General features: G+C 73.4%; 19 protein-coding genes. 8 read left to right on the plus strand and 11 right to left on the minus strand.

The annotated features are described in order from the left end of the window. Window positions 1–11: 11 nt before the first annotated feature. The 3 genes from OG985_RS08105 to OG985_RS08115 all read right to left on the minus strand — a co-directional run bounded on the left by OG985_RS08105 (window position 12) and on the right by OG985_RS08115 (window position 2923). On the minus strand, window positions 12–1646 hold the full coding sequence (locus tag OG985_RS08105) for a phytoene desaturase family protein (protein ID WP_371667568.1): 1635 nt from the start codon (window positions 1644–1646) through the stop codon (window positions 12–14). Then, on the minus strand, window positions 1639–2151 hold the full coding sequence (locus tag OG985_RS08110) for an SRPBCC family protein (RefSeq protein ID WP_371667569.1): 513 nt from the start codon (window positions 2149–2151) through the stop codon (window positions 1639–1641). Before OG985_RS08110 ends, OG985_RS08105 begins: the two co-directional genes overlap by 8 nt. Before the next feature lie 112 nt (window positions 2152–2263). Next, complete coding sequence (locus OG985_RS08115; protein WP_371667570.1) at window positions 2264–2923, minus strand: beta-glucanase; 660 nt, start codon at window positions 2921–2923, stop codon at window positions 2264–2266. 309 nt (window positions 2924–3232) lie between these two features. On the opposite strand from OG985_RS08115, the gene OG985_RS08120 reads away from it, so the two are divergent. Both OG985_RS08120 and OG985_RS08125 read left to right on the plus strand, forming a co-directional pair. Beyond that, a complete protein-coding gene (locus OG985_RS08120) occupies window positions 3233–3739 on the plus strand; it encodes a hypothetical protein (RefSeq protein WP_371667571.1) in 507 nt (168 codons plus the stop codon). 116 nt (window positions 3740–3855) lie between these two features. Beyond that, on the plus strand, window positions 3856–4554 hold the full coding sequence (locus OG985_RS08125) for a class F sortase (RefSeq protein ID WP_371667572.1): 699 nt from the start codon (window positions 3856–3858) through the stop codon (window positions 4552–4554). Here the strand turns inward: OG985_RS08125 and OG985_RS08130 are convergent. Then, window positions 4547–5794, minus strand: a complete 1248-nt coding sequence (locus OG985_RS08130) for a PP2C family protein-serine/threonine phosphatase (RefSeq protein WP_371667573.1) — start codon at window positions 5792–5794, stop codon at window positions 4547–4549. The two genes, OG985_RS08125 and OG985_RS08130, sit on opposite strands and share 8 nt — an antisense overlap. 157 nt (window positions 5795–5951) lie before the next feature. After that, window positions 5952–6455 carry a universal stress protein gene (locus OG985_RS08135; RefSeq protein ID WP_371667574.1) on the minus strand — a complete coding sequence of 168 codons (504 nt, stop codon included), beginning with the start codon at window positions 6453–6455 and terminating at the stop codon, window positions 5952–5954. 170 nt (window positions 6456–6625) lie between these two features. Here OG985_RS08135 and OG985_RS08140 point away from each other — a divergent pair, with 170 nt between their 5' ends. Continuing rightward, window positions 6626–7591 (plus strand): YihY/virulence factor BrkB family protein, encoded by a 966-nt coding sequence (locus tag OG985_RS08140; RefSeq protein WP_371667575.1) that lies wholly within the window; start codon window positions 6626–6628, stop codon window positions 7589–7591. A 28-nt stretch (window positions 7592–7619) separates the two neighbouring features. Here OG985_RS08140 and OG985_RS08145 read toward each other — a convergent pair whose 3' ends face one another. From OG985_RS08145 to OG985_RS08160, 4 genes are all read right to left on the minus strand, one after another. Further along, a complete protein-coding gene (locus OG985_RS08145; RefSeq protein WP_371674299.1) occupies window positions 7620–8447 on the minus strand; it encodes a restriction endonuclease in 828 nt (275 codons plus the stop codon). Between the two features lie 181 nt (window positions 8448–8628). Beyond that, window positions 8629–8970: an STAS domain-containing protein gene (locus tag OG985_RS08150; RefSeq protein ID WP_371667576.1), complete on the minus strand. Its 342-nt coding sequence runs from the start codon at window positions 8968–8970 to the stop codon at window positions 8629–8631. Further along, complete coding sequence (locus OG985_RS08155; protein WP_371667577.1) at window positions 8967–10265, minus strand: PP2C family protein-serine/threonine phosphatase; 1299 nt, start codon at window positions 10263–10265, stop codon at window positions 8967–8969. The genes OG985_RS08150 and OG985_RS08155 overlap by 4 nt, the downstream gene beginning before the upstream one ends. Further along, a complete protein-coding gene (locus tag OG985_RS08160; protein WP_371667578.1) occupies window positions 10265–11068 on the minus strand; it encodes an alpha/beta fold hydrolase in 804 nt (267 codons plus the stop codon). Before OG985_RS08160 ends, OG985_RS08155 begins: the two co-directional genes overlap by 1 nt. Before the next feature lie 152 nt (window positions 11069–11220). On the opposite strand from OG985_RS08160, the gene OG985_RS08165 reads away from it, so the two are divergent. Further along, on the plus strand, window positions 11221–12759 hold the full coding sequence (locus OG985_RS08165; RefSeq protein WP_371667579.1) for a CHAD domain-containing protein: 1539 nt from the start codon (window positions 11221–11223) through the stop codon (window positions 12757–12759). Between the two features lie 94 nt (window positions 12760–12853). Here OG985_RS08165 and OG985_RS08170 read toward each other — a convergent pair whose 3' ends face one another. Together OG985_RS08170 and OG985_RS08175 are read right to left on the minus strand one after the other, a co-directional pair. Continuing rightward, window positions 12854–14236, minus strand: a complete 1383-nt coding sequence (locus OG985_RS08170) for an endo-1,4-beta-xylanase (RefSeq protein WP_371667580.1) — start codon at window positions 14234–14236, stop codon at window positions 12854–12856. A gap of 419 nt (window positions 14237–14655) precedes the next feature. Next, on the minus strand, window positions 14656–14970 hold the full coding sequence (locus OG985_RS08175) for a helix-turn-helix transcriptional regulator (RefSeq protein WP_371667581.1): 315 nt from the start codon (window positions 14968–14970) through the stop codon (window positions 14656–14658). 112 nt (window positions 14971–15082) lie between these two features. On the opposite strand from OG985_RS08175, the gene OG985_RS08180 reads away from it, so the two are divergent. From OG985_RS08180 to OG985_RS08195, 4 genes are all read left to right on the plus strand, one after another. Further along, a complete protein-coding gene (locus tag OG985_RS08180) occupies window positions 15083–15937 on the plus strand; it encodes an ANTAR domain-containing protein (RefSeq protein ID WP_371667582.1) in 855 nt (284 codons plus the stop codon). Between the two features lie 164 nt (window positions 15938–16101). Next, entirely contained in the window at window positions 16102–17700 is a 1599-nt protein-coding gene (locus OG985_RS08185) for an acyl-CoA carboxylase subunit beta (RefSeq protein WP_371667583.1), read from the plus strand. A 19-nt stretch (window positions 17701–17719) separates the two neighbouring features. Beyond that, window positions 17720–19489 (plus strand): fatty acyl-AMP ligase, encoded by a 1770-nt coding sequence (locus OG985_RS08190; RefSeq protein WP_371667584.1) that lies wholly within the window; start codon window positions 17720–17722, stop codon window positions 19487–19489. Further along, complete coding sequence (locus tag OG985_RS08195) at window positions 19486–23520, plus strand: acyltransferase domain-containing protein (RefSeq protein WP_371667585.1); 4035 nt, start codon at window positions 19486–19488, stop codon at window positions 23518–23520. The genes OG985_RS08190 and OG985_RS08195 overlap by 4 nt, the downstream gene beginning before the upstream one ends. The last annotated feature ends 17 nt before the right edge of the window (window positions 23521–23537 follow it).

Raw genomic sequence — 23537 nt, forward strand, 5'->3', positions numbered from 1 at the left:
TGAGGTGACGGTCAGCGCGGTGACGACGGCCGGACCTCACCGCGCCGGTCGCGGTGCGCCAGGGCGCGTTGCAGGCGGGTGAGTCCCGGCGGCTGGTTGCGGCGCAGCGCGGCCCGGGCCGCGTTGGCGCCCGGCGCACCGTGTACGCCACCGCCGGGGTGGGCGGACGCGGACGCGAGGAACAGGCCGCGCACCGGGGTCTCCGGGCGCCCGGCGCCGGGGACCGGGCGGAAGACGAGTTGCTGGTGCATGGCCGCGGTGCCGCCGTTGATGGCGCCCCCGTGCAGGTTGCCGTCGAGGGCCTGCAGGGTGGGTGGAGCCAGGATGCGGCGGGCGCGGATCAGGGAGCGGAATCCCGGTGCGAACCGCTCGACCTGCCGCTCGACCCGGTCCGCCATCAGCTCCTGCTCCTTGGTGTCCCAGGTTCCCGTCAGACCCTCGTCCCCGGCGTCGGACTTGATGAGCTGCGGGACGTGGGTGTAGGCCCACGCGGACTCGGTGCCGCGGGGTGAGCGGGAGGGGTCGGCCGTGGTCATCTGGCCGAACAACGCGAAGGGCCGGTCGGGCACCTGGTGCATGGCCACCTGGGCCGCGAACCGGGTGAGCTCGTCGACGCCGTCGGCCAGGTGGACCGTGCCTGCCCCCGCCGCCCGCTCGGCCTGCCAGGGCACCGGTCCGTCGAGTGCCCAGTCCACTTTGAAGGTCGCGAAGTCCCACTGGAAGCGTTCGAGGTCGGACAGCAGCTGGGACGGGAGGTGCTCGGAGTCGACGAGTTCGCCGTACAGCGCGGGCACGGACACGTCGGCCAGCACTGCACGGCGCGCTGCGACGGTGTCGCCGTCGGCCGTCCGCACGCCCACGGCGCGCCCCTCGCGGACCAGGACGCGGTTGACGCGCTGCCCGCAGCGCACGGTGCCGCCACGCGACCGCAGCCGGCGCGTCAGGGCCTCGATGAGGGCGCCGGAGCCGCCGACGGGCACGGGGAAGCCGTAGGTCTGTCCGAGCATGGACATCAGCCAGCCGAAACCGCCGCTGCCCGCGGCCTCGGGGGCCAGATCGGCGTGCAGCGCGTTGCCGGCCAGCAGGAGCCGGCCGCCCTCGCCCCGGAACTCCTCCTCCCCCATCCGCCGTACCGGCAGGATCATCGTGCGGGCCATGCGCAGCCCGCCCGCTCCCCGCAGTCGGACCGCCAGCCGGGCAGTCGCCTTCAGCGGGGGGAAGGGCGTGAACAGGGCGTCCAGGAGGTCCGGGCGCAGGCGTTCCCACACCTCGTGGAGGCCGCGCCAGGCGGCGCCGTCCCCCGGGTGGAATGCCTCGAGGGAGTCGGCGGTGACGTCGACCCTGCGGTCGAGGACCGCGCACCGGCCGTCGCTCAGGGGGTGGGCCAGGACGTGCGGCGCGTGACTCCAGCGCAGCCCGTGGTCCTCCAGCCGCAGGCCGGCGACGACCGGGGAGGCGGCGGCCAGCGGGTAGAAGGAGCTGAAGAGATCGTTGACGAAGTCCGGGTCGACACCCCTGTCGTGGCGCACCCCGCCGCCGGGTTCGGGCTGCTCCTCGACGACCGCCACGCTCCAGCCGGCGTCGGCCAGCAGGTTCGCCGCGACCATCCCGTTGGGTCCGGCCCCGATCACCACCGCGTCAGGCATCGCCGCCTCCCGTCGCGTGCCGCGCCGCCGGTTCCCGCGCCCGCTCGTCGTCGCCGCGGGCGGGGTCGGCACGGCTCTCGGCCCGGCACACCTTGTCGAGGCGGGAGAGCATCGCGCGGTGCCGGACCTGGATCAGCGCTTCCACGCCCGCGTTGTGCAGCAGCCCGCCCGCGCCCTGCAGCGGATGCTCGTCCACGATCACCAGGCAGTCGCTGCCCCACGGTCGCAGTTCCAGGGCGATTCGCGCCGTACCCAGCGCGCCCGCGCGTGCTTCGAGCTCCAGCGCGGTTCCCTCGTCGCAGCGCCGTACGACGGTCTCGTTCGTGAGGCTCAGCGGCCCGAGGCGGATCTCGTAGGCGATCGCCGCGTCGACCTGGGGCCACTGACCCCGTACCGGCTTCGACGCCGACGTGCCCACCACCCACTCCGCGTACCGGCTGCCGTCCGCGAGGACGGTCCATACCGTCCTCGGGCTGACCTTGATCAGACGATGCCGAACCGCCACAGCCACCTCCACACCGGTTCCCCCTGTTTCACCGCCAAGTGCCCACACTCGGGTCGGTCAACCGGCGAATCGGGCACCGCTGCACGAGACGGCGCGTCTTGCGGGCGTCCGGTCAGTGGTGCGGCGGGCGGTGCACGCTCAGGCTCTCGACCTCGAACGACATCTCCGTGTCGGCCTCGGAGGGTGCGGGGTGGTACCGGCCGGCGCACACGGAGAGGTTGACGATGAGGTGGGCGTACCAGTCGTGCCCCACACCTCGGCGGTCGGCGAAGACCCGGGTGCCGTTGAGCGTCCACACGACGGAGTCGCTGCCGAACCTCACGGCCAGGTCGATCCAGGCGCCGGGGCCGACGGCCTCGTCACGGTGGTAACGGTGGCCGCCCCGCACGTGGTTGGAGAACTCCAGCAGGTCGGGGTTGTCCGGGTGGTACTCGAAGACGTCGATCTCCTGACCGCCGTCACGCCAGGTCCAGACGGCCGGCCACGCACCCGTCACGGTGGGCAGCCGGACCCGCGTGCGCAGCAGGTCGCCGGTCCGGACGACGAAGTCCTCCTCGCTGCCCTCGGTGGTCAACAGCCCGGTGTCCCACAGGCCGTCGGGGCGACGCGTGGCGCGGAAGGTGCCGGAGCGGCTGTACCCGGGGTCCACGACCAGGTGGTCCAGCTTGTTGTCGTCCGGGTTGACGGGACCGCCGTCCGGATACGCCCACGAGCGGCCCGCGACCCATTGTCGTTCGGAGCCGAAGTCGGCCGTGAAAAGGGCCTCTGTCACAGTCGGGCTCCCGTCTGTCCGGGTCGGTGGGGCGCTCCGGTTCTGCCCGTGCCGTCCCGCGTCATGCCGGCCGACGGGGTGTCAGGCCGCCCTGTCACCCGACGGAGTGAACACGGCACACGCTCGGCCCCCTCCCCCGTGGGAGCGGGGCCGGGCCGCCGTACCGGAACCGGACGGCCTAGTCCGTAACCCGAGTGAGCGCCCCGACTGGTGGGACCGTCAGCCGTGACTGACGGTGGATCACGTCGGAGCCGGGTCACGACAGCTGACGAAGCACCAGCTGCCCGGCTGTGACGGAAGGACTTTCAGATGCGCTCTACCCGCATGTTCATGGCGACTGCGGCGGCTTCTGCCGTCCTCGCGTTCACCGCACCCGGCGCCTACGCGGCAGGCGACGGCTGGGACCACGAGGACTCCTCCTCCACCTCCTCTTACAGCAAGGAGCACGACAAGGACAGCAGCCACGAATCGCCGCACGGCGGCGTGCACACCGGTGGGGGCGCGCTGACCGCCGCCACCACGGGCGACGACTGGGCCACCGCACGGGACCCCAAGCACGACCCGGAGACGTACCGGACCGAGGCGCCCCACAAGGACTCCGGCAGCAGTGAGCACGGCAAGGACTCCTCGGCCGGCGGCCACGACAAGGACTCGTGGAGCGGCGGCGACCACGAGGAGCCGCGCGGCGGAATGCACACCGGTGGGGGCGGGCTCGCCGCTCCGGGCGTGACCGCGGGTGGCCTGGCCGTCCTGGCGGTCGCCGGTGCCGGCGTGGTCGCGATGCGCCGCAACAAGACGGCCGGAAACGTGGCCTGACCCATGCCGGACGCGATAGCAGTCGGGCCGCCACCCGTGCGCATTGTGGCGGCCCGGCCTGCTGTGCGCCCGCTCCGCCCGTCTCTGCTGCCGTGCCCAGATAGAGGTGATGTCCGATGGCAGCCCGTCCCGCTCCCCCCACAGGCACCGATCCGGAGCCGCCCGAACAAGGACCGCGCACCAGCTGGATGGTGCTCGGCGCCGTCGTCCTCCTGCTCTTGGCCGCGAGCCTGTTCGGCGGCCGGGACACGTCGTCCGACACCGCCGTCGGTGCTTCCTCCGGCACCGCCACCGGCGCTCCGCCGCCGCGCCCCGGGTCCGCCACGAACGTCTCGCCGTCCGTCCGACCGGTCGGAAGGCATCTGCCGCGTTCGAAGCCGCTGCGCCTGCTGATCCCGAAGATCTCGGTCGACGCCCCGTTCACGGACCTCGCCATCGCCCCCAACGGGCAGCTCGAACCCCCGCCCGCCGACGACGTCAACCTCGTCGGCTGGCACGCCAAGGGCGCCTCCCCCGGCGAGACCGGTACGTCGATCATCGCCGGGCATGTCGACACGGCGACGTCAGCGGCGGTGTTCGCCGGTCTCAGCGAGCTGGAGAAGGGCGACGTCTTCTCCGTCGTACGAGCCGACCGGCGCAGGGCGTCCTTCGTGGTCGACAGCGTGGAGACGTTCGAGAAGGACCGCTTCCCCAGCCGGCGGGTCTACGCCGACACCCCCGAGGCGCAGGTCCGGCTCATCACCTGCGCGGGTGACTACGACCGCTCGGTCAGGGACTACACGGACAACCTGGTGGTCTTCGCCCACCTCATGTGACCGGCCCCGCGGGTGCCGGGCCGCACTCATCCGGGCCGCCGGGCCGCACTCGTCCGGGCCGGCGGCGCAGCCGGGCGGTGACGACGGCGACGTCGTCGTCCGCCGCCCCGGCGTCGAGACGCAGCAGGATCTCGTCGAGGACGCCGGTGACGCTCCCGCCGGGTGACAGGTGCAGGTGGGCCAGGCGGGCGAGCGAGGTGTCGATGTCCTCGCCCCGCCGTTCGACCAGTCCGTCGGTGAACATCACCAGGGTGTCGTCGGGGCGGACGCTCAGTGTGGTCATGTCGTACGCGGCCAGACCCGTGCCGAGCGGAGGGCCGACGGGCACGACGACAAGTTCCCCGGTGCCGTCGCGGTGGAAGAGCGCCGGAGGAAGGTGGCCCGCGCCGCTGAGGGCGACCGTGCCGCGGGCGGGATCCAGCAGGGCCAGCAGGCAGGTCGCGGGCCGGCGGTTGCTCTCCTCGGACATGACCGTGTCCGTCCGGCTCAGGATCCGGTGCGGAGCAGCATCCGTGGCGGCGGCGTATCGCAGCATCGAGCGGTAGGCGTTCATGTCGACGGCCGCGTCCAGGCCGTGCCCCATGACGTCGCCGACGACCAGGAGCGTACGGCCGTGGTGCAGGCGTACGGCCTCGAACCAGTCCCCGCCCACCGGCGCGCCGCGGCCGGCCGGGAGGTAGCGCGTGGCCGTCTCCACGGTGGGGTGGGGGCGGCCCGCTTCGGCGAGCGGGACCCGTTGCGGGTACCGCGCGCTGTCGTGCAGATGCGCGGCGGTGAGCCGGGCCACGTAGTGCACCGCCGCGGCTTCCTCGTCGCCGAAGGGGCGATCGGCGCGTACGGCGAGCACCGCTCCGTAGACCCTTCCCCGGGCCAGGAGCGGCACGGACAGCGCGGCCACGGTTCCGCTGCTGTGGGCGGCCAGGGACGCCGTGATCGGACGGCCCGCGTCCAGGGCCCGGACCAGGATCTCGGTCCGGGGAACGCCGTGCAGGCCCGCCAGCAGTTCACGCCGGCCCTCGGCCGCCGCCGGGCGCAGCGGGCCGCGGTGCGCGCGCCGCACCTCGTCCTGGGCGAACAGGTCGACAGCGGCCGCCTCGCACAACTCCCCGACCAGGAAACGCGCGCACTCCACCGCGGTCCTGCGGTCGTCGGGTGTCGAGCCGATCGCGGCGACGGCCCGCTGGGCCAGGACGAAGGGATCAGCCGGAACCGCCGGCTCCAGCACCCGGTCGCTTTTCATCACCGCCCCTTTCCGCCGCACCCATCCCAACACCGGAAGGCCCGGACAGCCGGTAGCGACCCGTGTCGCGTCGCGAGCCGTGGGCGCCGTGCGCACCACACCCACACCGTCGGGTCTCCGTCGTCCGGACGGCGCGCTGCCCGCCTGGGGCCGGGCGCTACCGGTGATGCGGCGGAGGGGGCGGTGGTGGCGGCGGCAGGGTGCGGGTGTCCGGAGCGGGTTCCGGCCAGACGAGCAGGACCGGGCAGGGGGCGTGGTCGAGCACGAAGCGGGAGGCGTGCCCGAGACTGCGGGGTCCCAGACGGCTGCGGTCCCCGTCGCGGGCCAGGACCAGCAGGTCGGCGCCTTCGACGGCGGCGATCACTTCCTGTTCGGGGCGTCCCGTCCGTTCCATCCGTACGCACGGGCGGCGCAGACGCTCCGCCGCGGCGTCCAGGAGCAGCGCGGCCGAGGTGACGCCCAGTTCCTCCAGCCGGGTGCCCGGGTCGCGTTCGTTGTGGCCGCGGCCCAGGAGGCCGGCGTAGGCGCCGTGCGCGATGCCGGGGACGTCGGGACTGCTGACGTGCAGGAGGACGACGCCGCTGTCGTCGGAGGTGTGCGCGCGAGCGGCGTCCACGCAGGCGGGCCATGTACCTTCGGCGATCCACACGATCACACGCACGGGCGTCAGCCTCCCTGTACCCGGAGCCATGTCCACCGTCCCACGTCCACGGCCGACGCGTCGCGCGATCCGGCACCGCTGTACGCCTCCGCGTCCGATCCGCTGAAAGGTGCTGTCACGGGGCATCCGGGGAACAGACCGGTCGCGCGAGCCGAGGAGACACCGAGCCAATGGGTACCGCCGTCCACGTCCCGCAGACCCGGGACATGATCGGAGACGAGCTCTCCGGCGACGAGGCGCTGACCGCGCTGCGCCACTACGGAGGTGTGCGCCTGCTGGTCGACTCCTTCGCCCGGTTCCGTTACGCGGACGGGTTCACGAACGCGCGGGCCCTCGGGTTCCAGGTGGTGCTGGGTCTGGTGCCCTTCACCGTCGCCTTGGTGGGGCTGGCCACTTCGGTGCACACCGAGGGGGTGGGCCGGATCATCGAGCACACGCTCGGCCGGATCGTGCCCGGCGCCAGCGCCGACGTCGTCGAGGACGCGCTGAACGGGACGCGGCGCAGTGCGGACGGCGACGTGTGGAGCACCCTCGCCCTGTGGACGGGGCTGGTGTTCGCCCTGCTCAACCTCGCTTCGGCGATGGGACAGATCGAGCGGGGCGCCAACCGCATCTACGGCATCGAACGCGACCGGCCGTTCCCGCGGAAATACGGGCGGGCGCTGCTGCTCGCGCTCGCGGCCGGAATGCCGATGGTGCTCGGGTTCGTGGTGCTCGTCGCAGGTGAGGCCGTCGGCAGCGCGGTCGTGGAGTCCGTCGGCCGCCCCGGCGAGGACGCCTCGTGGTGGAAGCCGCTCGAACTCGTGGTGGGTCTGCTCCTCGCCTGGGTGGCCTCGGCCGTGATCTTCCGGTGGTCGCCGCGCCGCGTCCAGCCCGGCTACACCTGGCTGGCCTTCGGCTCCGCCGTCCACCTCCTCGTATGGGTGTCTGCCACCTGGCTGCTGGCGCTCTACGTCGAGAAGAGCGGGACGTTCGGCGCCGTCTACGGGCCTCTCACCGCCTTCGTCGCGCTCCTGCTGTGGGCCAACCTCACCGGCGTCGCACTGTTTCTGGGCATCGCGTTCGCCGCCCAGCTCGAGGCGGCCAGGGCCGGCATCCATGCGGCCGTACGGCCTGATCCGGGGTCGGGAGCCTGAGCGGGCGGATCAGGCGCGGGCGGCCGTGTCAGTACGGCGTCCCGTCGGTACAGCCGCTCTCCTCGGGCTGCTCCCAGGGCCGTGGCCCGGTGCCGTCGCTCCACGCCCGCACGGCGGGCCCGTCCCAGCACACGATCCCGCACTGCTCGGCGTACTCGACCGCCGGCGCGGTGAACTCGCTCGTGGTGACCAGGACGGCCACGTCCGCCTCGTGGACGGTGAAGCAGGTGCCGCCGAAGCGCTGGAGGTCCTGGGAGCCCACTCTGTTGCCGTCGCCGTAGCGCTTGCACTGGATGACGAGACGCCGCCCGTCGGGGGCCACGGCGACAACGTCGGCGCCGAGGTCCCCGGCTCCGCCGACCACCTCGACCTCGGTGCAACCGTCCCGCTCGCAGAGGGCGGCGACCGTCTCCTCGAACGCGTAGGGGTCGAGATCGTCGTCCGCGAGGGCGGTGCCGGCTTCGTCGACGGGCGTCTCGGGGACGAGAACGCGCGTCGCGTCCGCCACGGCGCCCTCTTCCTCCGGTACGCCCGGTCGCGCGTCCTCGATCGTGACGGGCCGGGCTTCGGTTTCCGCCCCGGCGACGCCGGTCCAGGCGTGCGTCGGAGTCGTGGTCGGGGACGGTTCGAGGAGGTCGGCGGCCGCTCTGGACGCCTCATCGAGCGCGGCCGCGGCCCGGCGCGCCGCTCGGGCCGGCGAGAACCGGCGCCGGCGGTGTCGCAGGATCAGGCAGCCGGCCGCTGCGACGACGAGCAGGACCAGCGCCCAGCCGGGGCGTCGCTCGAGAACGCCCGCAGCGGTGCGCGCGGCGAATCCCACGACACTCAACAGGACGGCGAGAAACGTGAAGAACATCGCTGTGGCGCGGAGATCGAACACACGCCGACGGTTCACTCGGCGTATGCGGCGCGCGGGTGTGGCCACGGTGGTGATTCCCCCCTCTTGGGACCGACACGAAGATCGTTTACGCGTGTTCCCAAGATCCACGACTTCACCCTGCCCCGGGTCCGCGGTGGGCGCCGAGGTCAGCGCGCGGTCACGAAGGGCCGGCCACGTCGGTTCCCGGACGGATCGTGAAGATCTGGTCCAGGCCCACGATGCGCAACACCCGCAGGGTGTTCGGCGGTACGGCCGTGAGCGCGATGTCGGCGCCGGCGGCCAGGGCGTGGTTGCGTGCGGCGATGAGCGCCGTGATCCCGGTGGAGTCGCAGAAGTCCATCCCGGCGAGGTCGAGGGTCAGGCACTGGCCGGGATCGAGGGCGCACCGGGAGACGTGCTCGCGCAGTGCCGTGGCGTGGGCGTAGTCGAGAGGGCCGGCGATCTCCAGTACGGGACCGGCGGCGGCGTCGCGGGAGGCTATGTTCAGCGGGCTGCTCATGATGTGTTCTTCGTCGTGGTGTCGGGCTGGGACCGGGTGTCGGCGGGGACGCCGAGAGCGAGCAGGGCCGTGTCGTCGTCCAGGCCCTCCCCGAAGGTGCGCAGCAGTTCGGTCAGCGCGCTGATCACCGCCTTCGGCGGGCCGCCGGCATGGTGGGCGGCGAAGTCCCGCAGTGCCCGGTCCCCGTACAACTCGGTGCGGTCCGGTCCGGTGCGGGCCTCGGTGAGGCCGTCGGTGTACAGCAGCAGGCTGTCCCCGGGCGACAGCGTGGTGGTGACGGGAGTGAAGTGCGCGTCGGGCAGGACGCCGACCAGCAGGCCGCCGGGGGTGGGCAGGAAGTCGCAGCCGCCGTCGGCACGCAGGACGAGGGCCGGGGGGTGGCCGCCGGAGGCCAGGCGGACGGTGACCCGGCCGCTGTCCTGTTCCGGTTCGAGCGTGCCGAATATGGCGGTGCAGTAGCGCGGGTCGCTGCCGGTGTACCGCTCGCGCAGCACGGTGTTCAGCGTGGAGAGGGCGGCGACCGGATCGGGGTCGTGCAGGGCCGCGGCTCTGAGGGTGTAGCGGGTCAGGGAGGTGACGGCCGCCGCTTCGGGGCCCTTGCCGCACACGTCGCCCAGGAAGAACGCCCAGCGTCTGCCGTCGACGGCGAAGACGTCGTAGAAGTCGCCGCCGAGCCGGTCGGGTGAGGCCGTGTGGTAGTGCGCGGCGGCCTCGAGCCCGGGTATGACGGGCAGGGCGTCGGGCAGCAGGCTCCGCTGGAGGACGGCGAGCGCCTCCTGCAGCCGGGCCCGGTCGGCCTCGGCCTGCCGGCGTGCCGCCTCGGCCTCCTTCCTGCCGCTGAGGAGCTCCTGCTCGTAGGCGCGCCGGTCCCGTGCGTCGAAGAGGGAGGTGCGGATCAGCTGCGGCTCACCCCCGCTGCCGTGTTTCACGGCCGAGGACACCAGTACCGGCCTCCTGCTGCCGTCGGACGCCCTGAGTTCCAGTGCGATCCCGCTCGCCTCGCCCTTCATGCGCAGCAGCGGGGCGTAGTGCGTCTCGTAGTAGATCTTGCCGCCCACGGTGAGCAGGTCGGGGAAGCGCATGCGCCCCACCACCGCCTCCCTGGGCAGGCCGAGCCAGCCGAGGAGCGTCGCGTTGATCTTCGCGACGGTTCCGTCCATCAGCGTCGACAGATAGCCGCAGGGTGCGGTCTCGTAGAGCTCTTCCGCGCTGTCCTCCAGGAGTGAGGCGAACACCGTCTCCGTGGCGCCGTCGTCGGCGTCGTGGGGCCCGGGTGTGTGGCCGAGGCGGGCCATCAGCGCAGGTCCGCCAGGAATCCGGCGATCGCCTCGTTGGTGGCCTCGGGTGCGGACATGTGCGGACAGTGGCCCGTGGCCTCCAGGGTAACCAGCTTCGAGCCCGGGACGGCAGCGTGCACGAAGGCACCGACCGCCCGGGGCGCGATGAGGTCCTGCGTGCATTCCAGCACCAGCCTCGGCACGCCGACCGTCTTGAGGTCGTCCCGGGAGTCGGACAGGAACGTGGTGCGCGCGAAGACGAGCGCCATGGCCGGATCGGTGGCGCAGAAGCTCGCGGTCAGCTCCTCGCCGAGCTCCGGCCGCTCCGGGTTGCCCATGATCATCGGAGCCATGGCGGCCGACCAGCCCAGGTAGTTGGCCTCCAGGGAGGCCAGGAGCTCCTCGATGTCCTCGCGGCCGAAGCCGCCGTGGTAGCCGACGTCGTCGATGTACCGGGGTGAGGGCGCGACCATGACCAGGGCACCGATGCGCTCCGGCGCCCGCCGGGCGGCCAGCACCCCGATCATGGCGCTGACCGAGTGCCCCACGAACACCGCGTCCCTGAGGTCGAGCGCCTCGCACACCTCCACGACGTCCTGGGCGTACCCGTCCAGGGAGGAGTACCGCTCCTCCCGGAAGGCGGAGAGGTCGGAGCGCCCGGCGCCGACGTAGTCGAACAACACCACTCGGTGGGTGTCGGCGAGGGCCGGCACGGTCAGGCGCCACATGTTCTGGTCGCAGCCGAACCCGTGGGCGAGCACCACCGCCGGTCCGGCGGGGTTGCCCGTGACGGTGACGTTGTTCCTCCGATGGATGTCCATGGCAACGATCCTCTCACCGCCCCGCCGGGTCCGGGGCCTCCCCCGGCGCCCGACTGTCATGACACCCGGGGCGCCCCATAGGCACCGGCCGGCGGTGCCAGGTCGAGGACGCGTCGGGGTTTGAGTCGCGCCGGGAGGAGTACGCGGAGGGTATGGCCAAGTCGACGCGAGAGACAGAGCGGAAGTACGAAGCACCTTCGGCCGACGACACCTCGTGGTTGCCCGACCTCACGGGCGTGGACGGCATCAGGTCCGTAGTGAAGCAGGGCGTCCAGGACCTGGACGCCGTCTACTTCGACACGGACGACCTGCGCCTCGCCGCCGGCTCGGCCACGCTGCGGCGCAGGAGTGGCGGGAGCGACGCCGGCTGGCACCTCAAGCTGCCCGGGTCCGGCGACACCCGGGAGGAGGTGCAGGCCCCGCCGAGCGACGAACTTCCGGACGAGCTGCGCGACTTGACCCTCTCCCGCACCCGGGGCGCGGAACTGAGGCCGGTCGTCCGCATCCGGTCCAGGCGCGACACCCGACTGCTCCTCGACGCCGAGGGCACCCCCCTCGCCGAGCTCACCGTCGACGCCGTCCGGGCCGACTCCCCGCTCGCCGGCACCGCGCGGGCCGCCTGGACGGAGATGGAGGTGGAGCTCGCCGAAGGCGCCGACCCCTCGGTCCTGGACGCCGTGGACAAGGCGCTGCGCAAGCAGGGCATCGACCGGGCACGCCACCCGTCCAAGCTGGCCCGGGCGCTGGAGGAGACGGCCGCGGGTGCGCCCCGTCTGCCGGACGCGCGCGTGGAGCGGGTCAAGCCCGGTTCGGCCGGCGAGCAGGTCCTCGCGTATGTGGACAAGCAGGTGCACGCCCTCGTGGACCTCGATCCCGCCGTACGGCGCGGTGTGCCCGACTCGGTGCACAGGATGCGCGTGGCCTGCCGCCGGCTGCGCAGTGTGCTGCGGTCCTACCGGTCGGTGCTGGATCGCGAGGTCACGGATCCGGTCCGTGCGGAGCTGCAGTGGCTGGGCGGCGAGCTGGGCGCGGAACGCGACCACGAGGTCCTGCTGGAGCGGCTCGACTCGGGCATCGGGGCCCTGCCGCGCGAACTCGTCCTCGGACCCGTCAGGGCCCGGCTGCGGGTGTGGCACGTCACGGAGAGCTCCGCCGCGCGCCAACGGAGCCTCGACGCTCTCAACTCACCGCGCTACCTGACCCTTCTGGACTCTCTGGCCGCGCTCACGGCGCAGCCCCCGCTGCGTCGCAAGGCTGCCCGCAAACCCCGGAAGGTGATGACGAAGGCGATCACCAAGGAGTACGACCGCCTGGCCGGCCGGATGGCCCGCGCGCTGGCGCTCCGTCCGGGCAAGGACGCCGACGCGGCCCTGCACCAGGCGCGCAAGGCGGCCAAGAAGACGCGCTACGCCACCGAACCGGCGCGGGCCTCGCTCGGCAAACCCGCCAAGCGGTTCGGCAAGCGGATCAAGGCCGTACAGCAGGTGCTCGGCGACCACCAGGACAGCGTCGTGGCACGGGACACCCTGCGCGGTCTCGCGCTGGCGGCCCAGGCGGCGGGCGAGCCGGGCTTCACCTGGGGTCTGCTGTACGGCCGGGAACAGGCCGTGGCCCGGGAACGCGAACGGGAACTGCCGATGGTGTGGGCCGCCGCCTCCGAGCCCGGCCCGCGCAAGGCGCTCAAGCCCTGACGCGGCCGCCTCTTCCGCGATGTGCGCCGGTCCGGTGGCCGCTCGTGCGGCGGCCACCGGACCGGCGCGATGACCGCGGCCGGCGCGGGTGCGGTCAGGAGGCCGTGCAGGCGCCGAGGGTGGGGGCCGCGCCGCTGCCGTTCTTCATGACGGTGAAGCCGAAGCTCGTCGACGCTCCCGCGGCGAGGGTGCCGTTGCCGTTCGGCTTCATGGTCATCACGTTGCCGCCGCTGTCCCAGGTGGGCGTTCCGTTCCAGGTCGCGCTGATCTTCTGGGGCGGGGTCACGGTGACCGTCGTCGACCAGCCGCTGATCGCGGACCCGCCGGCGGTGACGGTCACCGTGCCGTTGAAGCGGTCGCTCCACTCCGTCGCCTTGCTGTAGGAGACGGAGCAGGCGGCCGTTCCGCCGCCGGACCCGGAGCCCGAACCGCCCAGGGCGGTGAGGACGGCGTCGTAGGCGGGCTTCTTGGTGTAGTTGCCGTCGAACAGCAGCGGTGTTCCGCTGCTGCGCCAGGAGTACTTGTCGGTGACGCCCCACACGGTGATGCCGGTACACCGCGAGACGGCCAGACAGGCCTTCACCACGTTGCCGTAGCTGGTGGCCTGGGAGGTGCCGGAGCCCTCGATGTCCAGCTCGGTGATCTGCACGTCGACGCCGAGGTCGGCGAAACGCTGCAGGTTCGTCTGGTAGTCGCCGGGCACGGGTGAGGCGGAGTTGAAGTGGGACTGGAAGCCCACGCAGTCGATGGGTACGCCGCGTGCCTTGAAGTCCTTGACCATGGCGTAGACGGCATTGCTCTTCGCGTTGACGCCGTCGGTGTTGTAGTCGTTGTAGCAGAGCTTGGCGGCGGGGTCCGCCGCGCGTGCGGTGCGGAACGCCTCCTCGATGAAGCCGTTGCCGAGCTTGTCCTGGAAGGGCGAGCTGCGCCGGGCGCCGCTGCTGCCGTCCTGGAACGCCTCGTTGACGACGTCCCAGGAGTGGATCTGGCCCTTGTAGTGCTGCATGACCTGGGTGATGTGGTTGTTCATCGCCGTTCTGAGGTCGCCGGCGGCCAGGCCCGAGACCCAGCCGGGCAGTTGGGAGTGCCACACGAGCGTGTGCCCGCGGATCTTCATGCCCTTGCCCTGGGCGTGGCCGACGATCTGGTCGGCGGCACCGAAGGTGAACGAGTTGCGGGTGCTTTCGACGGCGTCCCACTTCATCTCGTTCTCGGGCGTCACCGAGCCGAACTCGGTGTCGAGCGTCGAGACATACGGGGTTTCGCCCAGATGGTTCGCGGCGACCGCGGTGCCGAAGTAGCGGCCCTTGCCGGCCGCGGCCGACCCCAGGGTGCTCGCGGCGTCGGCCGTCCCCGACAGGGCGGTGACGCCGGCCCCGGCGAGCAGGGCGGTGAGGCCGAACACCAGGGCCGGGTGGGTGCGGGAGTGGCGGCGTGGGCTCGCCGAGGCCGGTCCGATGGACGTGCGGGTGACCATCTCGTCCCCTTCTTCCGGTGAGTGGAGCAGGGCGGTACGGGCATCCGGACAGGACGGATGCTCCGAAACTTTCGATGAGATTCCGGAATTGCGCGGCAGACCCTACGACCGGCCCCCGTCAGCGTCAACGGTGTGGACAACGGTCTGCCACAGATGGCTCAAGAAGGCCGCACGGACACGGTGTTGGCACCCCGCCTCTTGCCTTGCCGAGGAGACGCCCCTACTTTTCCCCCAACTGTCGCCACAGCGACCGAAACTTTCGGCGAGGGCGGGACACGTCTCAGCGAGGCACGCGCCAGCGAGGCACAGGTCTCAGCGACGGTGCGCGAGCCAGGCGGCGCGGCGGACCGGCGACGGACAGCTTGCCGCCGGTCCGGCGCGGTGGACCGGCGGCGGGCAGCTCGGCTCCGCCGCTCGGGTCACTCGGCGCGATGGGCCTCGTCATGGACGAGCAGGGAGAGCAGGGCGGCCACGCTGAGTCCGGCCTCGGCGGGATGGCGCAGCACCTTGCCCGCTTCGATCCGGTAGGTGTTGCCGCGCCCTTCCCGGGTGTGCGAGAGGTAACCGCCCTGCTCCAGGTCGGAGATGATCTTCTGGACCGCGCGTTCCGTCAGCCGGCAGCGTGCGGCGATGTCACGGATACGCGCGGACTGGTCGTCCGCGATGGCAGCCAGCACGCGGGCGTGGTTGGTGACGAACGTCCATCCGTTGTGCGGCTCGAGCACTCCATCCATAGCCCGAATCATACGCTCCAGCGTTCACGTTGACAAAAACACGAAATTTATTTCATGTATCTGTTGACGTGTTCGGTGCCCCGGAGTGAGTCTGGGAGGGAGAGGACGAACAATGCCGGGAGAGACCGCCATGCCCGAGTCGGCGTACTCAGAACAGCCCGAGGCCGGGGACGCGATCACGTGCGCGGTGACAACCGATGCGATGGTCGGCCCCGACCCCTCGGCGCTCCAGGAGCCGGTCATCGACACGCATGCCGAGGGGGACCGCGTGGTCGTCACCATCCGGGGCGAACTGGACCTCGGGGTCGACCAGAGGCTGCGCCAGTGCCTGCGCTCCGCCCTCGCCCGTTCGGTCCGGGGCATCGACCTGGACCTGTACGACGTCGGATTCTGCGACTGCTCCGCCCTCAACGTCCTGCTGACCGTCCGCCGGCAGGCCCTGGCCGAGTCCAAGACGGTGACCATCCGAGCCGTCGGCCCGGCCGTCGCGCGGGTACTCGAACTCACCGACGTCCTACCCCTGTTCACCTCCCACGACGAGGACGGGCCGGACCGGGAGCCCGACGCGCCGTCCACCGACCACGCTCCGGCGGAACCGGACGCGACGGAGGAGGACCTGCGCATCGAGGTGGTTCAGCTCCGGCGGGCGATGCAGACCCGGCCCACGATCGACCTGGCCCGTGGCCTCCTCATGGCCGGCTTCGGGCTCAGCCCCGACGAAGCCCTCACCGCGCTCGTCATGGCCTCCCAGAACACCAACACCAAGCTGCACCACCTCGCCCAGGACCTGGTGGACACGGTGAAGGGCCCACCACTGCCGCAGTCGGTACAGCGGCAGCTCTCCGCCGCGGTCGCCAGGGTGAGCGGCCTCCACGCGGCCGAGCACCAGGCCGCCAAGGACGCCGTCACGGCGGACGTCACGGCGGAACCCGAGCCCGACCAGGGACAACGCACCCGCGAGGAGTGACGCGGGGAGGCGGCGCGGCCCCGCGGCGCGCCGCCGCCTCCGCATCCCTTGTCACGCCAGGACGAACGCCCGCCCCACGGGACTCATCTCACGCACACAGAACGGCGATCCACCCTCGCGCCCCTCCGCCACTGCCATATTCGAAGGCCCCTTCGGAGGTGGCTGTGACGACAGAGGCGACAACATCCGGGGCAAGGCGGCCGACCGCACACGGGCCCGACCGCATCACGAACCGCCCGGCCGATCGCACCGAGGACCGCATCGCCGACCTCGAACTCCGCCGGGCACAGGCGGTGACACCGGGCCGGCCCGCGAGACGCGGGATGTTCGGGGCCCGGGAGCGGATCGAACGGCTGCTGGACGAGGGCTCGTTCACCGAGACCGGGATGTTCGTGCGGGCCCGGCCCGGCGCGGACGGCGCCCACCGACCCTACGGCGACGGAGTGGTGACCGGGCACGGCACCGTCGACGGCCGCCCCGTCTGCGTGTTCGCCCAGGACTCCACCATCTTCGGCGGCAGCATGGGCGAGGCCTTCGGCGAGAAGACGATCGCCCTCATGGACCTGGCGCTGAAGACCGGCTGTCCCGTCGTCGGACTCAACGACTCCGGCGGTGCCCGCATCCAGGAGGGCGTCGCCTCACTCGCGCTCTACGCCGAACTGGTGCGCCGCAACGTGCAGGCGTCCGGGGTGATCCCGCAGATCTCGGTCGTCCTCGGACCGTGCGCCGGCGGGGCCGCCTACTCGCCGGCCATCACCGACTTCACGGTGATGGTGGACGGCGCCTCGCACATGTTCGTCACCGGCCCCGACGTCATCGAGGCGGTCACCGGCGAGCGGACGACCGCCGAGGAACTGGGCGGTGCCCGCGTCAGCAACACGGTCAACGGCAACGCCCACTTCCTCGCCGCCGACGAGGAGGACGCCCTGGACGCCGTACGCGAACTGCTGTCGTACCTGCCCGCCAACAACCTCGAGCGGCCGCCCGAGTACGCCCCCGCGGGTGTGCCCGCCGGGGACCCGCTCGACCGGATCGTGCCGGACCGGCCCGGTGAGGGCTACGACATGCGCCACATCCTGCGCGCGGTCGTCGACGACGGTGAACTGCTGTACGTGCAGGAGCTGTTCGCGCCGAACATCATCTGCGCCCTGGCCCGGGTCGAGGGCTGCTCGGTGGGTGTCGTGGCCAACCAGCCGCTGCACGCCGCCGGTGTTCTCGACATCGACGCCTCCGAGAAGGCCGCGCGCTTCGTACGGTTCTGCGACGCCTTCGGCATCCCGCTGCTGACCTTCGCCGACGTGCCGGGCTATCTCTCCGGGATCCGCCAGGAGCAGGCCGGCATCATCCGGCGCGGCGCCAAACTGCTGTACGCCTACGCCGAGGCGACCGTCCCCAAGGTCACCGTGGTGGTGCGCAAGGCGTACGGCGGCGGGTACGCGGTGATGGGCTCCAAGCACCTCGGCGCCGACATCAACCTCGCCTGGCCCAGCGCCCGCATCGCCGTCATGGGCGCCGAGGGTGCCGTCGGCGTGCTGCACCGGCGTGAACTGGCCGCCGCCGACGACCCCGAGGCGCTGCGCGCCCGCCTCGTCGCCGCGTACGAGAGCACCCACGGCACTCCCTATCTCGCCGCCGAGCGCGGGTACGTCGACGACGTGATCGCCCCGCGTGAGACCCGCGCCCGTGTCTGCCGTGCGCTGCGCGCGCTGCGCGGCAAGCGCGCGCCCATGCCGCAGCGCCGGCACGGCAACATCCCGCTCTGACCCGAAGGAGCCACGCCCGATGGACAGCCGCCGCCCACCGCTCGCGCCCGCGTGCCGGACCCTGCCGGAGTACGTGCGGCACTGGGCCGAAACCGCCCCCGACCGACGGGCGTTCACGTTCGTCGACCATCCCGCCCCGCACTCGCGGGGCGTCCACCGCACCCTGACCTGGCGGCGCCTGGACCTGCGGGTGCGGGCGCTCGCCGCCGAACTGGCGAAGGAGGCCGAGCCCGGGGCGCGCGTCGCGCTGCTGTGTCCCCAGGGAACGGAGTACGTCACCGCCTTCCTGGCGGCGCTCACCGCCGGCCTGGTCGCGGTACCGCTGTATCCGCCGGGACTGCCCGGGCACGGCGACCGGCTCGGCACGGTCCTCGCCGACGCGCGTCCGGCGGCCGTCGTGACCACGAGCCGTGACCTGGACGGGGTGCGGGCCCTGTGCGCGCGGGAGCCGGTGCGGGTCGTCGCCGCCGACCTGGTGCCGGACGCCGCCGCCCGGGACCGGCGGCCGCCGGCCGCGGCGGACGCCGGCGGCACCGCCTACCTCCAGTACACCTCCGGCTCGACCCGCACCCCGGCGGGCGTGGAGATCACCCACGCCAACGTCGTCGCCAACGCCCGCCAGGCGCTCGCCGCCTACGGTGCCGACACCCGCCCCGTGACCTTCGTGGGCTGGCTGCCCCTGTACCACGACATGGGTCTCGTCCTGAGCGTGGCGGCCCCCGTCGTACGCGGCCTGCTGTCGGTGCTCATGGACCCCGCCGCGTTCCTGCACGAACCCGCGCGCTGGCTCCGGCTGCTCGCCGCGCATCCGCACGCGCTGAGTGCCGCGCCCAACTTCGCCTACGACTACTGCGCCTCGGCCGTCACCGACGCCCAGCGGGCCGAACTGCGACTGGACGGCGTCGCCGCGCTGATCAACGGCAGCGAGCCGGTCCGCCCCGGCACGGCCGACCGCTTCCACACGGCGTTCGCCGCCCAGGGGCTCGCCCCGGACACCCACTGCCCGTCGTACGGGCTCGCCGAGGCGACCGTCTTCGTCAGCGCCGCCCGGCCCGGCGAGCCATTACGCCGCTTCGCACTGGACCGCGACGCCCTCGCCGCCGGGAAGGCCCTGCCCGCCAGGCCGGACGATCCCCGGGCCGTCCTGCTGGCGGGCTGCGGCTCCCCGGCCGGCCAGCGGGTCCGTGTCGCCGACCCGGCGACCGGCGCCGAACTGCCCGAGGGCGAGGTGGGCGAGATCCGGGTGCAGGGCCCCAACGTCGGCCGGGGTTATTGGAACCAGGAGCGCACCACCCGGGAGGTCTTCGGCGCCGGACCGGCCGACGGCACGGCCGTCCGGGACCGCTGGCTGCGCACCGGCGACCTGGGCACCGTCCTGGACGGACAGCTGGTCGTCACCGGCCGGCTCAAGGACCTGATCGTCGTCGACGGCCGCAACCACTATCCGCAGGACGTCGAGGGCACGGCCCAGGACGCGCACCCGGCGGTGCGCCGCGACCGGCTGGCCGCCTTCGCGGTGGCCGGCGAGGCGGGCGAACGGGTGGTCCTCGTGGCGGAACACGCGCGGACCGCGCGCCTCGACGGGATCGACGTCCCCGCTCTCGTACGGGCCGTGCGCGCGGCCGTCTCCGTGCGGCACGGGCTGCGGCTGGCGGACGTCGTCCTCGTCCCGCCGGGCACCGTGCCCCGCACGTCCAGCGGCAAGGTGTCACGGGCCCTGACACGGACGAGGTACCTGGAGGGCGCCTACACGCCCACGGCCGACAGCGCGCCGGGGAGCGTCGGGTGAGGCCCGCCGACGAGGGCGCGCTGCGCCGACTGATCGCCGAGCGGGTGGCCGTCTGGAGCGGCACCGCGGCCGAGGACATCCCGATGGACCGTCCGCTGGCGGACCTCGGCATGTCGTCGCGGGACGCGGTCGCCCTGGCCGGGGAGCTCTCCGAGGTGACCGGCCGCGAGCTGCCCTCGACACTGCTGTGGGAGTCGCCCACCTGCGAGGCCCTGGTGATCCGCCTGTGCCGCAGACCGGAGGCGGGCGCTCCCCCGGTGGCGGCACCTCCGGCGGCACCGGGACCGTCCGGTGAGCCCGTCGCGGTCGTCGGGACCGGCTGCCGGCTGCCCGGCGGTGTGCACGGTCCGGACGCCTACTGGCGGTTGCTGAGCGAGGGCGTCGACGCGATCCGGCGCGTCCCCGAGGACCGCTGGCGCGACTTCACCGCCTTCCCGCCCGCCGACGCCCCCTCCCACGGCGGCTACCTCGACGACATCGCCGGATTCGACGCGGACTTCTTCCGCGTCCCGCCGCGTGAGGCCGCGGTGCTGGACCCCCAGCAGCGGATCCTCCTCGAGGTCGTCCACGAGGCCCTCGCGCACGCCGCCGTCCCGGCCGATTCCCTCGCCGGCACGGCCACCGGCGTCTTCGTCGGCATCTCCGCCGCCGAGTACGGGCAGCTCACCGGCGCCGACCCGGCCGCGGTCGACCCGTGGGCGCCGGCCGGAGCGGCCCTGAGCGTCGCCGCGGGCCGGCTGTCGTACGTCCTGGACACCCGCGGCCCGAGCATGGCCGTCGACACCGCCTGCTCCTCCTCGCTGGTCGCCGTGCACCACGCCTGTGTCAGCCTGCGCACGGGCGAGAGCGACACGGCGATCGCCGCCGGCGTCAACCTGCTGCTGTCGCCGGTCGTCTCGGTCGCGTTCCGCCGGGCCGGCGCCCTCGCCCCGGACGGGCGGTGCAAGCCGTTCTCGGCCGCGGCCGACGGCATCGGCCGCGGCGAGGGGTGCGCGGCCGTCATCCTGAAACGGCTCTCCGACGCCGAACGGGACGGCGACCGCGTCCTCGCGGTCGTCCGCGCCACCGCCGTCAACTCCGACGGCCGTTCGGGCGGCCTCCTGGCGCCCAACCCCGCCGCGCAACGGGCGCTCCTGGACACCGTGTACGCGCGCGCCGGACTCACCCCGGCACACATCGACTACGTGGAGGCGCACGGCACCGGCACCCCGCTCGGCGACCCGATCGAGGCGGGCGCGCTCGGCGCGGTCCTCGGCCAGGGGCGCGACCCGGACCAGCCGCTGCTGCTCGGCTCCGCGAAGGGCAACCTCGGCCATCTGGAGGCCGCCGCGGGCATCGCGGGCCTGGTCAAGACGGTGCTCGCGCTGCACCACGACCGCATCCCGCCCTCCCTGCACTGCACCGACGGCAGCGTCCTCGGCGACGCGCCGCTGCGGGTGGCGACCGAGCCCGAACCCTGGCCCCGCTACGGGGGGACCGCCACCGCGGGGGTCTCCGGTTTCGGCTTCGGCGGCACCAACGCCCATGCGGTGCTGGAGGAATGGCGTCCCGACGCGCTCCTTCCCGCCCCGCAGGGCGGTTCCGCCGCCCACCTCCACCTCCTGTCCGACGCCGACACCGAACGCGTCCGCGACACCGCGGCCCGGCTCGCCGACTGGCTGCGCACCCCCGAGGGGCGTGCCGCGTCCTGCGCCGACGTGGCGCGCACCCTCGCCGGGCGCGCCGGCCGCGGACCCGTGCGCGTCGCCGTCACCGCCCGCGACCGGGAGGAACTCTCCGACGCCCTGGGCGCGTTCGCGGCCGGGCGGTCCCACCCGCGGGTCGTGACCGGCGATCGTGACCGCGTCGGCCGGGCGCCGGTGTGGATCTTCTCCGGGTACGGCAGCCAGTGGCGCGGCATGGGGCGCCGGCTGCTTGCCGAGGAGCCCGTGTTCGCCGCCGCCGTGGAGAAGCTCGACGCGCAACTCGCCCCGGAGTGCGGCCTGTCCCTGTACGACCACCTGGCGTCGGGTGGCGCCCTCGACCGTCTGGAGGTGGCCCAGCCCGTCCTGTTCGGCCTCCAGGTCGCCCTCGCCGAACTGTGGCGCTCCCACGGCGTCGAACCGGCCGCCGTGATCGGCCACTCCATGGGTGAGGTGGCCGCCGCCGTGTGCGCGGGCGCCCTCGACGTGTCGGACGCGGCCCGGGTCATCACCGTACGCGCCCGGCTGCTGAGTGGGCTGCGCGGCGGCTCGATGGCGGTCGTCGACCTGGACGACGACGAACTGGACGCCCTGCGACGGGAGTTCCCCGACGTGCACGTCGCCGTGCACTCCTCGCCCCGGCAGAAGGTCGTCACCGGTGAGGAATCGGCGGTGACCCGGTTGGTCGCCCGGCTGACGGAGCGGGGGCGGGCGGCCCGGGCCATGCGCGTGGTCGGCGCCGGGCACTCCCCCCAGGTCGACGCGCTGTTGCCGGAACTGACCGGCGCGCTGTCCGACGTCCGGGGCGGACGCCCTCGCGTGCCCGTCTACTCCACCGTCCTCGACGACCCGCGCGGCGACTGCGCGTTCGACGCCGCCCACTGGGCCGCCAACCTGCGCCGGCCCGTGCGCCTGGACCGGGCCCTCGCGTCGGCCGCGGCCGACGGCCACACCGTGTTCGTCGAGATCTCGCCCCATCCGGTCCTGTCGCGGGCCGTCACCGACACCGTGCCCGACGCGCTCCTCGTCGGCACGCTGCGCCGCGACTCGGACGGCGTCGCCGAGTTCGGCACCCGACTGGGCGCCCTGTACGCCGCCGGCGGACGGCTGCCGCTGCCGCCAGGCCGGGTCATCGACCTGCCCGCGCCGCGCTGGCGGCACGTACGGCACTGGTGGACGGACGGCCGGACCACCGCCGCGGCCCATCCGGCGGCCCCGACTCCCCGCGGCGTCGAGCGGGAGCGTGAGCCGGAGCCGGCCACCGGCGGCCCCGCCTCGGTCCTCGGCCGCCTGAGCCACCACATCTCGGCCGTCACCGGGCACCCGCCGGCCCGGGTCACCTCCGCCACCGCACTGGCCGACCTCGGCCTCGACTCCCTGATGGCCGTCCGTGTCCGTACGGCCGTGGAGCGCGAGTTCGGCATCGGGCTGCCCCTGCGCGAGCTGCTCGGCGCCGACAGCGTCGGGGCCGCGGCCACCCGTATCGAACAGGCCGTTGCGAACGGCCCGGCGGTCGAGAACTTCGCCGGAGGGACCCCGACGGCCCTGCGGACGCTGCGGGCCACCGGCTCCGGCGCCCCGCTGTTCCTCATCCACGCGGCGGGCGGCACGACCGACGTCTACCGAGGGCTCGCCGAACGGCTCGGGGACGACCGGCCGGTCTACGGACTGGACCGGCTGGAAGAGGCCCGGACGGTGCCGGACAAGGCACGCCGATACGCCGACGCGGTGGCCGCTGCCCACCCCGACGGCCCCTGTCTGCTGGGCGGTTGGTCCTTCGGCGGCTTCGTCGCCCAGGAGACCGCGCGGCAGCTCACCGCCGCCGGACGGGCCGTGGAGCTGGTGGTGCTCATCGACTCCGTACGGCCCCTCCCCCTGGCCGGCCGGACGCGCGCCGACCGGATCCGCTCCCACCTCACGGGCTTCGCCCGCCACGTCGCCGAAAGCTACGGAGTACGGCTGGAGCTGCCCTACGCCGACCTCCTCGCGCTGGACGACGACCGGGAGCGCGTCGACGCCGTGCTGCGGGCCCTGCGCGAGGCCGCTGACGTGCCGCCCGCCGCACTCGCGCACCAGCGCGCCTCCTACCTGGACCTGATGACCGGCGAGGACCACCGGCCGGGGCGCCACGACGGCCCGGTGGTCCTGTACCGGGCCACCGAGGCCGCTCCGCACACCGTGCGCGACCCGGCGTACGAGCGCGACGACGAGACGCTCGGCTGGGACGAGGTGTGCCCGCGTCTGGAGGTCGTACCGGTGGCGGGCCACCATCTGTCGCTGCTCGACCCGCCGCACGTCGACGAGATCGCCGCCCATCTGCGGCGGGTGCTCGCCGAGCAGACCCGCTGAACCGGACCCGAGGAGCC

The organism is Streptomyces sp. NBC_00289 (assembly GCF_041435115.1).
In the GTDB taxonomy this organism is placed as follows: Bacteria; Actinomycetota; Actinomycetes; order Streptomycetales; family Streptomycetaceae; genus Streptomyces.